Raw genomic sequence first — 11,865 nt, forward strand, 5'->3', positions numbered from 1 at the left:
ATCAATTCGCGGTCGCGGCCGCCCGCTCGGCGGACCGCGCCTCCAGCTTGGTCGCCAGTTGCGCGTCCCAGCCATATGGGTCCTCACGGAAGCCCACCTGTCCGTCCGCCCCGGCAAAGGCCGTCCAGTATAGCAGATAGACTGCCACCGGCTCGGCCATCGTCGCGCGCACCGTCTTGCCGGAGGCGAGAACGGCGTCGACCTGCGCCGGTTGCCATTCGGGCGTCGTCTTCAGCATCAGCGCGGCAAGATCGGCGGGCTTTTCCAACCGGACGCAGCCATGGCTGGCCAGCCGGTCGAACTTCGAGAAGCCCGACTGGGCAGGCGTGTCGTGGAGATAGACCGCGAAGTCGTTGGGGAAGTCGAACTTGAACCGCCCCAGCGCGCTCTTCTCCGAAGCCTGCTGCAACCGCTTGCTGCCGTCGCCATTGTCGATCACGCGAAAACCGTTGCGCTTCAGATAGCCTGGATTGGCCTTTTCCTTGGGCCACAGCTCCTTGTTCGCGATCGAGCTGGGCACGTTCCACGGCGGGTTGAGCACGATGCTGTGAATCGAGGAAACCAGCATCGGCGTCTCGTTGCCCGGCCGCCCCGTCACGGCCTTCATCGACATGACCGGATTGTCGCCGTCGAACACGGTCAGCACGGCGGCCGCGATGTTCACCTGGACGCGCTTGGCCTCCAGCTGCTGCGGCAACCAGCGCCAACGTTCCATATTGGCCATGATCTGGCGGATGCGCTGGCCGACCGGCACGCTCAGCGCCGCGACCGTCTGGCTGCCGACGGTGCCGACCGGGTTGAGGCCGTAGCGCCGCTGCGCCCGCCGCACCGCCGCCAGCAGGTTCTCGTCGAAGGTCGCGCCGGTCGCGCTGACGGCGGGATCCTCCATCGCCAGTCGCTTGCGCAACTGCTGGACCAGCGGGCCGCTCGACCCGAAAGCGATGGTCGTGGACGGCAGAGGCGACCAGCCACCCGCCGCCGCCATGGCCCGGTATCGCGCCAGCCCCGTCACGAGCGCGTCATACCCCGCATAGGGTGGCGGCAGCGAGGCGACCCAGGCCGCCAGCCGGTCCTTCTGCACCGCATCGGCAAAACCGGGCAGCGGGTCATAGGGCTGCGGCCTGATGCCCCAGTCCTTGGAAAAGTCCGAGGGGTCGAGCCGTCCGGCATGAACCGCATGGGCATAGTCGAGCGCCACGCGGGTCAGCGCGGCGGGCGACAGCGCCGACAGATCGCGCTGCGCGCCGGAGCGCAGCCCCTGCGTCACCTCGCCCTTGGCGATCAGCGTGGCGAGCTGGTGCGCCTGGGCATCGGTCAGGCTGGGCATCGCCACCGGCGCGACGATGCTGGGCGGCACAGCCTGGGGCACGGGCTGAACGGTCGCGCCGGGGGGCGTCTGGGTCGAGGGCGCGGGCACCATGACGGGCGGCGGCGCGATCTGCGCCATCACGGGCGCCGCGACCAGCGTGCCGGTCGCAAGGGTGGCCAGAAGCCGGGCGACCGATTGGCCGGAGACGGAAAAACGCGATACGGTCATGTTGGTGTGATAGCCCCTATTCAGTCCAATGTCGTCGCAGGAACGCCCCATGCACGACGCAACCCTACGCCAAGCTGAACCGATCGTCAGGGGGACGGGGTCCTGAAATTTTTGTGGGAAGGCGCCGGAATCGCGCTGTCGACATGTCAGGCCGGTGTCATTTGACGCCGCGCCTCGCGCCGGTCATCTATCGGGAATGAACAGAGCTATTTCCCGCCGCGACACGCTGATCGGGCTCTGCGCCGTTTCCGTCACGGCGTCGACCCAGGGACTGGCCGCCGCGACCGGCGACGCGGGCGCCCTACTCGACCGGCTGGCCTGGCAATTGCTGGCGCTGGCGCCGGAGCGGGCGACCAGTCTGGGTGTCGATACCGGCGTGCATGCCGGGCTGCGGCGCGCGCTGGAGGATCGCTCGCCGGCGGGCGTGGCGGCGCGGCAGCGTTTCCTTGGCGAGGGGCTGCGCGATCTGGCGCGGGTGCCGCGAACCGGCCTGGATGCCGCGACCGCGACCAGCCTGGCGGTGGTCGAGACCGCCTTTCGCACCGCGCTGGAAGGCATGGCCCTGCCCTATGGCGTGGCGACCATCGGCGACTGGCGCAACACGCCTTATGCCGTGATCCAGAATGTCGGGGCGTGGCTGGACGTGCCGCAGATGCTCGACGGCGACCAGCCGGTCCGCGACAAGGCGGATGCGGAGGCCTATCTGGCCCGCCTCGCCGCCATGCCCGCCCAGCTGGACGGCGAGACGACGCGTATCCGCCAGGCGCGCCAGCAGGGCGTCGTGCCGCCCTCCTTCCTGCTCGACAAGACGATTGCGGGTATGACCGGCACGATTGCGGAGGCGACAAAGAGCGACGGACCGCTGATCGGTCCGCTGGCACGCAAGGCGGCCGCCATCCCCGGCGACTGGACCGCGCAGGCGGCACGGATCGTCCGCGCCGCGATCGTGCCCGCGCTGGAGCGACAGCTGGCCGAATTGCGCGCGCAGCTGGCGGTGGCGACCGATGCGGCGGGGATGAACAGCCGCCCGCACGGCCCCGAATGGTATGCATGGGGCCTGCGTGCGGGCACGACGACACGGCGCAGCGCGACCGAGCTTCACGCGATGGGCCGCGCGCGGCTGGCCGATCTGCAGGCGCAGATGGATGCGATCCTGCGCCAGGCAGGACTGACCCAAGGGAGCGTCGCCGAGCGCACCATGGCCTATCAGCGTCGTCCCGGCATCGGCTTCCCCGACGGCGATGCGGGACGGCGCGAGATCATCGCCTATATGCAGGGCCGGATCGACGCGATCCGCCCGCGCCTGCCCCAAGCGTTCCGCCGTCTGGCGCGGGGACATCTGGAAATTCGCCGCATGCCCCCGGCGCAGGAACCGGGCGCACCGGCGGCCTATGGCGGGCCCGGCACGATCGACGGACGCGAACCGGGCAAGGTCTGGGTCAATCTGGGTGACCCGTCGATCCACAACCGCGTCACCATTCCCGATCTGGTCTATCACGAAGGGATACCGGGCCATGTCTGGCAGGGCGAATATGCCCAGCAACTGCCGCTCATCCGCTCGATCCTGGCGTTCAACGCCTATTCGGAGGGGTGGGCCCTCTATGCCGAACAGCTCGCCGACGAGCTGGGCATGTACCGCGACGACCCCGCCGGGCGGCTGGGCTATCTGATGGGGCTGGCATGGCGCGCGGTGCGACTGATCGTCGATACCGGCATCCATGCGCTCGGCTGGTCGCGCGACAAGGCGCTCGCCGAGTTCATCGCCGCCACCGGCCTGCCGCGCAGCAACGCGGTGAGCGAGGTCGACCGCTATTGCGCATGGCCGGGCCAGGCCTGTGGCTATGAGGTCGGACGCGCCGAGATCGTCGCCCAGCGCGACCGGGCCAAGGCCGCGCTCGGTGCCCGCTACGACCTGCGCGACTTCGATCAGGCGGTGGTGGACGGCGGCAATGTGCCCCTGGACGTGCTGGCCACCAATGTAACACGATATATCAGGGGATAGGAGTGACTTGCCGGGATCATCTCATGCGGCCATGATCGGGCCGCGAGGTGCGCGATGGCGGATACTATCCTGATCTTCTACGGTTCGTACCGGTCCGACCGGCAGGGCATCCGCCTGGCCGACTATCTGGTCCGGGCCTTCGGCGAACGGGGCGCGAAGGCCGAACTGATCGACGCCCAGGCGGTCGGCCTGCCGATGCTCGACCGGATGTACAAGGAATATCCTGCGGGCGAGGCTCCCGAGGCGATGGAGCGGCTGGCGACCAAAATCCGCAGCGCCGATGCCTTCGTCTTCGTGACCGGCGAATATAATTGGGGCCAACAGCCGGGCCTGAAGAACCTGACCGATCATTTCCTGGAGGAATGGTATTGGCGTCCGGCCGCCATCGCCAGCTATTCGGCGGGACGGCTCGCGGGCGCCCATGCCAGCGTCGCATGGCACGCTACGCTGTCGGAAATGGGAATGGTCGTCGTGTCGAGCACGCTGGCGGTGGGCGGCATCGGCCATGCGCTGGACGACCAGGGGCAGCCGACCGGTGAGGGCGGTGCCGCGCTGACCAAGGCCTTTCCGCGCTTTGCCGACGATCTGCGCTGGTGGGCGGCGGCCGCGCGCGAACATCGGGCCCGCAACGCGCCACCCTATTGACCCATTATACGCGCGACCGCCCGGCGGACCGGGGGGCAAGCGCGATGCGTCGGCGGCCGCTGTGGTTACCTTTGCCGTATCCGGGTGTTAAGTGGCCCTATGGAACAACACGCGCTTGTCTTCGCATTGATCGGTGTCCTGGGGATCGGTGCGCAATGGATTGCCTGGCGAACGGGATGGCCCGCCATCGCCCTGATGCTGGCGGCGGGGGTCATCGCCGGGCCGATCACCGGGCTGATCGTTCCCGAACATATCTTCGGCGAATTGCTGGAGCCGATGATCTCGGTCGCGGTCGCGCTGATCCTGTTCGAGGGCGGCCTCAGCCTCAATTTCCGGGAGCTGCGCAAGACCGAGGGCGCAGTCACCCGGTTGATGATGATCGGCATTCCGCTCGGCTGGGTGCTGGGGGCGCTGGCTTGTTATTATGTCGCGGGGCTGGTCTGGCCGGTGGCGATATTGTTCGCGGGCATCCTGGTCGTGACCGGCCCCACCGTCGTCATCCCCCTGCTTCGCCAGAGCAACATCGCGGCACGGCCCCGCGCGATCCTGAAATGGGAAGCGATCGTCAACGATCCGTTCGGTGCGCTGTGTGCGGTCATCACCTATGAATATCTCCGGCGCGTCGACCAGGGCGGAACCCTGATCTCGGTGGTCGTCGCGCTGCTCGGAGCGGCCGTGGTGTCCGGCCTGATCGGCTATGCGATGGCCCGCGCGATCGCCTGGGCCTTTCCGCGCGGTCATGTGCCCGAATATCTGAAGGCCCCGGTCCTGCTGGTCGCGGTCATCGGCACCTTCGTCCTGTCCAACCTGATCCAGCAGGAGACGGGCCTGCTGGCGGTCACGGTCATGGGCGTCGCGGTCGCCAATATGCGGCTGGACTCGCTGCGCGACATTCACCCGTTCAAGGAGAATGTCACCGTCCTGCTGATCTCCGGCGTGTTCGTCATCCTGTCGGCCTCGCTGAATTTCGAGGTGCTGCGGCTGTTCGAGTGGCGGTTCGCCGCCTTCCTGCTTGCGCTGCTGTTCGTGGTGCGTCCGGCGACCGTGCTGATCGCGCTGGCCTTCAGCAAGATCCCCTGGAACGAGCGGCTGCTGGTGGCGTGGATCGCCCCGCGCGGTGTGGTCGCGGTGGCCGTGTCGGGGCTGTTCGCGCTGCGGCTCGACCAGCTTGGCTATGGCAACGGCAATATCCTCGTCACTTTGTCCTTTGCCGTCGTCGTCGCGACGATCATCGCCCATGGGTTCAGCATCCGCTTCGTCGCGCGCTGGCTGAAGGTCACGGGCGCGATGCAGAAAGGGCTGCTGATCGTCGGCAGCACGCCGTGGAGCATCGCGCTGGCCCGTCAAATCCAGTCGCTGGGACTGCCGGTCAGCATCACGGACTCGAGCTGGCAGCGGCTGTCGGCCGCGCGGCAGGTCGGAATCGCGACCTATCATGGCGAGCTGCTGGCGGAAGCGACGGAGGAACGGCTGGACCTCAGCCAGTTCCAGGTGCTGGTCGCCACCACCGAGAACGAGGCCTATAATGCGCTGGTCTGCAGCGAGTTCGCCCATCATATCGGCCGGGACTCGGTCTATCAGCTGGGCGGCAGCGGCGACGATCATGACCATCGCAGCCTGCCGGGGGCCTTGCGCGGGCGCGCCATGTTCACCGCCGGGCACGGGGTCGAGGATATTCTTCGGCGCGAGGCGGCGGGCTGGACCTTCCGCAGCACCCGGATCAGCGAACAGTTCAACTTCGACCATGCCCGATCGGCGCTGCCGGACGAGGCGGACATGCTGTTCGTCCTGCGCAAGGACGGCCGCATCCGCTTCTTCACCCACGCCGCGCGGCCCATGCCGCAAAAGGGCGACATCGTCGTGTCCTATGGACCCTCGCGCCACGCGGATCCGGAGGCTAGACTGCAATTCCAGAATGGAGAGGCTGTCGCATGACGACCAAGAGGCTGAACGAACGGGCCGCGCAATCGCTCGCGGCGATGACCCTCGCGCTGGGCATCGCCGCCTGTCAGCCAGCGGGCCCGGCGCCCGCGAACGACACCACGCAGGCCGAGCCCGTCGCCAATACGGCATCGCCCGACAATAGCGCGATGGCGAACGAGCAGGTGGAGACCAAATCGATCATCCGCCCGGACATCGAACCCGCCCCCACCCCATCGCCGACGCCCGAGCCGATCGACCTGACGATCGCCTTCCCCGCCAAGGGCGCCAAGCCCGATGACAAGGGGCTTGCGCAGATCGACGCGTTGATCGCCGACCCCGTCTTCGGCATGGGCGGTGCGATCACGATCTGGGGCCATAGCGACTCCCACGGCTCCGACGCGTCCAACCTGATCGCCTCGCGCCGCCGGGCAGAGGCGGTGCGGGACTATCTGGTCGAAAAGGGCACCGCCGCCGACCGGATCACCGTCATCGCCATGGGGGAGGCCAACCCGGTCGCGCCCAACCGCAAGCCTGACGGATCGGACGATCCGGAAGGACGCGACAGGAACCGCCGTGTCGAGATCAAGGTGGACCTGCCCCCGAAACCCGCCGAGCCGATACCGGCCACGCCGTCCTGAACGACGCCCCCGCCTGCTGGCGGGGGCCATCTCCGCTCCGTCCCTCAGCCGCAGGGGCAGGCGGTCAGCGCTGGGGCTGGCCCAGATATTTGCCGAACCATGCCAGTTGGCGGTTCATCACATCGCCTGCCTGGGTCGGCACGCAATGTCCGGCATCGGGATAGATGACGAGGCTGGTCGGCACGTCCTGGCTCTTCAGCGCATTCCACCATTCTACCGACTGGGTCGGCGGCACCTCGATATCGCGCTCGCCGACATAGATGAAGGTCGGGGTGCGTGCGGTCTTGACGTGATAGACCGCCGAGACGTCCTCATAGGCCTTGTAGTCGTCATAGACCGACTTGCCGAAATAGGGGATCATCCAGGTGTTGATGCCGTTGGTCCCGTAATAGCTCACCCAGTCGGACAGCCCGGCGCCCGCCACGATCGCCTTGAAGCGATTGGTCTGGGTATTCGCCCACATCGCCATGAAGCCGCCATAGGAACAGCCGGTCAGGCCCAGCCGCGCATCGTCGACCGGGGCCAGCTTCTCGACCGCATCGACCCCCGCCAGGATATCGCGCAGGTCGCCGCCGCCAAAGTCGCGCTTGTTGGCGGCGGTGAAGGCCTCGCCCTGACCATAGGAGCCTCGCGGATTGGGGAGGAAGCGATAATAGCCCGAATCCTCGAACGCGCTGGCCAACCCCTTCTCGATGAAGCGCGGCGTGCTGGCCGCCGCCGGACCGCCATGGACCTGCACGATCATCGGGGCCTTCACGCCGGGCCGCGCGGACAGCGGCGACAACAGCCAGCCCTGGACGGCGAAGCCCTCGTTCGTCCAGGTCACGCTGCGCGCCTGGACAGCAGGCTGCGCGGTGTCATTGTCATGGGTGATCTGGCGCAAGGCGGTGGCAGGCCCCGCATAGATGGCGGGCGCATGGGTGAAGTCCTCGACGACGCTGGCGGCCATCTCGCCCTTCGCATCCCAGGCGATCCGGCCGTCCCCGGCGGAGAGGCCCACCGGCCGGGCGAACAGCGGACGTGGGGCACGACCGGGCTCGATGGCGACGGCCCCCATCTGGTCGTTCCGCAGCGTCGCGGCGCGCAGCCCGCCCTTGGTCCAGGCCAGCGAGGTGAAGGTGATCGGCTGGCCCTTGGTCTGGTCGGTCGGCGTGCCCCCGGCCAGCGGCACCGTCCAGACATCGCCGCCGATCGAGCCGAAATCGCTCATCAGCCCGCCGATATAGGCGACCGTCTTTCCATCGGGCGAGACGCGCGGCATGTTGATCTGGGTCGACGGCTTGGCGATCGCGGTGACCGCGCCGGTGGTGGCATCCACCCGGTCGAGCGTCGCCACCCACCAGTTCGCATCGCCATTGCCGAGCGCCGAGGTCACGACCAGCGCGCTCCCGTCGGGCGTCCAGTCATATTCGTAGATATAGCGGCCCTGCGGCGACAGCGGCATCGCCTTGGCGATCGCCCCCTCTCCTACCGGCACGATGGCCAGACGCTGTTCGTCATTGGCGACGCCGATCTCGCCGACCTGCCTTGCCCCGGCCTGGGTCGCACCGACATCCTTGGTCGCGCCCAGCGTGATGAGCATCGCCACGCGCTTGCCATCGGGCGAGAAGCGCGGGGTCGAGGCCAGCCCCTCGACGGTCGCGACCGGGCGTACCCCGTCACCACGCGCGATCATCAGGGTCACGACGCCCCGCTCCCGGTCGCGCGCCAGAAAGGCCACGCCGTCCCCCTTGGGCGTGAAGGTCAGCCCCGAATAGCTACACGTCGCGCAGGGATCGATCCGGCGCACCACCCGCCCGTCCCCGGCATTGCGCAGCACGACGGCCGGATGCGTGCCGCCGTCCAACTCGATCGTGGCCACCTCTCCACCCGACGGCGCGAGGGTCAGGCCGCCATAGCGATGGACGGCCGCCTGCACCGGAAAAGCGAGAGACGACGCAAGGAGCAGGGCAACGGGAAGACGCATGAAACATCCTTCGAACGAGGCAAGGCGGCAGGGTCTGCGGCCGTCATTTAAGCCACATCCCGGCGCACGGATAGCCTGTGCTCGCCCGGTGGAGGGATCAGACCCGGCGGCGCGGCGACCGGCCTCGCCATGCGGCATGCGCGGCAAGCGAAAGGGCGACGATCCCGACTGGCCGCCCCCGGCGCAACAGGGCGAAACCGATCGTGGCCATGGTCCCGTTCCCCGCCCAGGCCATCAGGGTCGCGGTCGGGGTGCTGGCCGCCGGTTCCTGCGCCGGATCGGGCTTTGTCGGCGTCACCGGGCCATCGGTTGCGGTTTTCGCCTCGCCCCCCTCGCCCTCCACCTGCCGTTCCAGCTCGGCGTTCAGCTCCGCGCCCATCAGGAACACATAGGCGGTCAGCCAGAGCCAGGTGAGCGTGACGATGACCGCGCTTAGCGAGCCATAGGTCGCGCCATAATTGCCGAAGTTCGATACATAGAAACCGAACCCCGCCGTTCCCGCCAGCCACAACAGGGTCGCGCCCACCGACCCCGGCGACAGCCATATCCAGTGCGGATGGCGATGATCGGGGCCGAACCGGAACAGGATCGCCGCCGCCGTGACGACCAGCAAGGCCAGCAGCACATAGCCCCCCAGCCGGATGAGCAGCAGGATCGGGGTCGGCGCGTCGGGGATCAGTCCGCTGAGAAAGGCGAGCAGCATCGTCGTGCCGATCGCGACGAAGATCAACGCGACGCCCCCGGCCACGATCGCAAATTGCAACAGGTTCAGTCGTATGAAGCCGCGCGTCTCCTGGGTATCATAGGCCACGTTCAGGCCGGTGACGATCGCCGACGACCCCTTGGTCGCGCCGTACCAGGCCAGCAACAGGGCGACGACGAGGCCCAGGCCCTGCTTGTTCTTCGAGCTTTCGACCACCGTCAGCAGCTGGTCGGTGATGATCGATGCGGCATCGCGCGGCAGCGAGGCAAACAGGCCCTCGACATTCTGCCGAACCGTATCCGCATCGGCGAACAGGCCATAGCTCAGGACCACCGCGCCCAGCGTCGGCACGATCGCGGCAAAGACGTAGAAGGCGATCCCGGCCGCGATGATCCCGATATTGTCGGTGCCCATCTCCGCCCAGGTTCGCCGGAGAATGGCGAGCCAGCCGCGAGGCGGCACCTGCAACGGCGTCCGGGCGCCTTCGCCTGCACGATCGTCCGCCCCGGTCATGCCGCCGCCTCCCGCTCGGCCCCGGCATGGTCCAGACAGGCCTCCACCATCGCGCCCAGCGTGCCGACATAGATGTCCGCACCCAGCGTCCGCTGGATCTCGCGGTCGGTCAGCGCCGCCTCTCCTTCCGGCCAAAGCCCGACGAGGATCGGGACGGGCCCGACGCGCGAGCGGATACGGCGGACCAGATAGCGCAGATGCGAGGGCGACCCGCCAATCTCCAGATAGGATATGCACACCATGCGGGCGCCCGACGCATCGAGCCGGTCGATATTGGCACGCGACCCCGCCTCGTGCGGCACCCGGTTCGCACCGAAGCCCCGCTTCGTCAGCAATTGCTGAAGCATCGCGGTGACGGCATCGTCCAGCACGCCGCGCCCCGCGATGCACAACACGCTGCCACCCTGCTCCCAGCCGGACGGCGCCGAAGGAAGCGAAGCGGGCGCCGTTTCATCGAAGCCCGAACGGTCGTCGGGCAGCGGCCGCAACAATCCGCCGCGCGGTTCCAGCGGGCTCGCGGTATCGTCCTGATGGTCCAGCTCGCCGACCAGGACGAGCATCGAGTCCACAACGCGCGTGGCGCGGTCGCGGGTGATCGCACCGCGCTCGACATCCGCCGCCGCCAGCTTCAGCGCGGCCAGCGCCACTTCATCATAATAAGCGGTCAGCGACCGGTCGGCGAGCTGGCTTTCGGCCTGCTCCAGCGCCTCGTCGGGGTCTTCGGCCAGCATCCGCTGATAGAAGCTCTCTACCGGGGTCAGCGCGGGGCGATCACCGAGCAGCACGTCGAGGAATTCCAGGCTGGGGATATGCCGCCCGAGGACGACGAGCAGCAAGGTCAGCGGCATCGACAGGACCAGCCCGACCGGCCCCCATATCCAGGTCCAGAACACCGCCGCCAGCACGACCGACAGCGGCGAAAGCCCTGTCGAATGGCCATAGAGAAGCGGCTCGATCACATAACCGATCACCGGCTCGAGGACGATGAACAGCCCCGCCACCATCAACATGGTCGACCAGCCGGGATCGATCCCGGCCGCGACCACCAGCGGCAGGGCCGCCCCCAGCAATGCGCCGATATAGGGAACGAAGCGGAGCACGCCCGCCAATATGCCCCATAAAGCGGGAACCGGCAGGCCGATCAACCACAGGCCGATCCCGACCGTCAGGCCGAAACTGGCATTCACCGCCAGTTGCGACAGGAAATAGCGGCTCAGGCGTCGCCCGGCATCGTCCATCGCGGCGGTCGTGCGATGCAGGTCGGACGATCCGAACAGCCGGATCAGCCGATCGCGCAGATCCTCCTTCTGCATCAGGATGAAGATCGCCACGACGAGCACGATCACGAACGTCTCGAACGGGGCAAGGACCGGCTCCAGATAGCCGCCGACCTGTCGCAGGACCGGTGCCTTCTGCTCGACGACGCGGACGTTCAGCGGGTGGGTTCGGGTGCCGCGCACCAGCCTGGGATCGGCGCCTACCGCCGGGGCCGAGCTGTTGGCGCCCAGGAACGGCAGGGACCTGGTCAGGAAACCCGTCGCATTCTCCATCTTGGACTGGATGCTGGTGACATAGCGGGGCGCCTCGTCCGACAACGACGCCGCCTGGACGCCGACCAGGGTCCCGATACCGCCAAGCACGCCAAGCGCGCTCAGCACCGCGACGAACACGGCAAGGCCCTTCGGGATCCGCAACCGCCGCAGCAGCAGGACGATCGGCGAAAGGACGAACGACAGAAGGACGGCCAGCGTGATCGGGATCAGCACGTCCTTGGCGAGGAACAGCCCCGCCACCACGACGACGGCCACCGCCAGGCCGAGCAATCCGTCGCGGCTGGGCACCTTGGCGGCGGTCACACTGGCGGCCGATGCCTGCTGCCCCGATCGATCGTTCATCTGTTTTCCCTTCGGAAAACGCAAACTCCCGCTGATCGACTTT

General features: G+C 68.0%; 8 protein-coding genes. 4 read left to right on the plus strand and 4 right to left on the minus strand.

What is annotated here, in order from left to right:
• Position 1: 1 nt before the first annotated feature.
• Complete coding sequence (locus QE360_RS15310; protein WP_309702872.1) at positions 2 to 1,537, minus strand: L,D-transpeptidase family protein; 1,536 nt, start codon at positions 1,535 to 1,537, stop codon at positions 2 to 4.
• A gap of 196 nt (positions 1,538 to 1,733) precedes the next feature.
• Between QE360_RS15310 and QE360_RS15315 the strand changes: the two genes are divergently transcribed.
• From QE360_RS15315 to QE360_RS15330, 4 genes are all read left to right on the plus strand, one after another.
• Positions 1,734 to 3,539, plus strand: coding sequence for a DUF885 domain-containing protein (locus QE360_RS15315; RefSeq protein ID WP_309702874.1), 1,806 nt, complete (start codon positions 1,734 to 1,736; stop codon positions 3,537 to 3,539).
• 54 nt (positions 3,540 to 3,593) lie between these two features.
• Positions 3,594 to 4,184 carry an NAD(P)H-dependent oxidoreductase gene (locus tag QE360_RS15320; protein WP_309702876.1) on the plus strand — a complete coding sequence of 197 codons (591 nt, stop codon included), beginning with the start codon at positions 3,594 to 3,596 and terminating at the stop codon, positions 4,182 to 4,184.
• Between the two features lie 99 nt (positions 4,185 to 4,283).
• On the plus strand, positions 4,284 to 6,119 hold the full coding sequence (locus QE360_RS15325) for a sodium:proton antiporter (protein ID WP_309702878.1): 1,836 nt from the start codon (positions 4,284 to 4,286) through the stop codon (positions 6,117 to 6,119).
• Complete coding sequence (locus tag QE360_RS15330; protein WP_309702880.1) at positions 6,116 to 6,745, plus strand: OmpA family protein; 630 nt, start codon at positions 6,116 to 6,118, stop codon at positions 6,743 to 6,745. Before QE360_RS15325 ends, QE360_RS15330 begins: the two co-directional genes overlap by 4 nt.
• 64 nt (positions 6,746 to 6,809) lie before the next feature.
• Here QE360_RS15330 and QE360_RS15335 read toward each other — a convergent pair whose 3' ends face one another.
• From QE360_RS15335 to QE360_RS15345, 3 genes are all read right to left on the minus strand, one after another.
• Positions 6,810 to 8,711, minus strand: coding sequence for a prolyl oligopeptidase family serine peptidase (locus QE360_RS15335; protein WP_309702882.1), 1,902 nt, complete (start codon positions 8,709 to 8,711; stop codon positions 6,810 to 6,812).
• Positions 8,712 to 8,808: 97 nt separating this feature from the next.
• The gene (locus QE360_RS15340) at positions 8,809 to 9,927 is read right to left on the minus strand and encodes a YihY/virulence factor BrkB family protein (protein ID WP_309702884.1); all 1,119 of its coding nucleotides are present in this window, start codon (positions 9,925 to 9,927) and stop codon (positions 8,809 to 8,811) included.
• On the minus strand, positions 9,924 to 11,822 hold the full coding sequence (locus QE360_RS15345) for an AI-2E family transporter (RefSeq protein WP_309702887.1): 1,899 nt from the start codon (positions 11,820 to 11,822) through the stop codon (positions 9,924 to 9,926). Before QE360_RS15345 ends, QE360_RS15340 begins: the two co-directional genes overlap by 4 nt.
• Positions 11,823 to 11,865: the final 43 nt, after the last annotated feature.

Source organism: Sphingomonas sp. SORGH_AS_0789 (genome assembly GCF_031453055.1).
Classification (GTDB): Bacteria; Pseudomonadota; Alphaproteobacteria; order Sphingomonadales; family Sphingomonadaceae; genus Sphingomonas.

Coding starts and splice junctions, on each gene's coding strand:
- QE360_RS15310 (WP_309702872.1), bottom strand. CDS start 1,537: ATGACCGTATCGCGTTTTTCCGTCTCCGGCCAATCGGTCGCCCGGCTT.
- QE360_RS15315 (WP_309702874.1), top strand. CDS start 1,734: ATGAACAGAGCTATTTCCCGCCGCGACACGCTGATCGGGCTCTGCGCC.
- QE360_RS15320 (WP_309702876.1), top strand. CDS start 3,594: ATGGCGGATACTATCCTGATCTTCTACGGTTCGTACCGGTCCGACCGG.
- QE360_RS15325 (WP_309702878.1), top strand. CDS start 4,284: ATGGAACAACACGCGCTTGTCTTCGCATTGATCGGTGTCCTGGGGATC.
- QE360_RS15330 (WP_309702880.1), top strand. CDS start 6,116: ATGACGACCAAGAGGCTGAACGAACGGGCCGCGCAATCGCTCGCGGCG.
- QE360_RS15335 (WP_309702882.1), bottom strand. CDS start 8,711: ATGCGTCTTCCCGTTGCCCTGCTCCTTGCGTCGTCTCTCGCTTTTCCG.
- QE360_RS15340 (WP_309702884.1), bottom strand. CDS start 9,927: ATGACCGGGGCGGACGATCGTGCAGGCGAAGGCGCCCGGACGCCGTTG.
- QE360_RS15345 (WP_309702887.1), bottom strand. CDS start 11,822: ATGAACGATCGATCGGGGCAGCAGGCATCGGCCGCCAGTGTGACCGCC.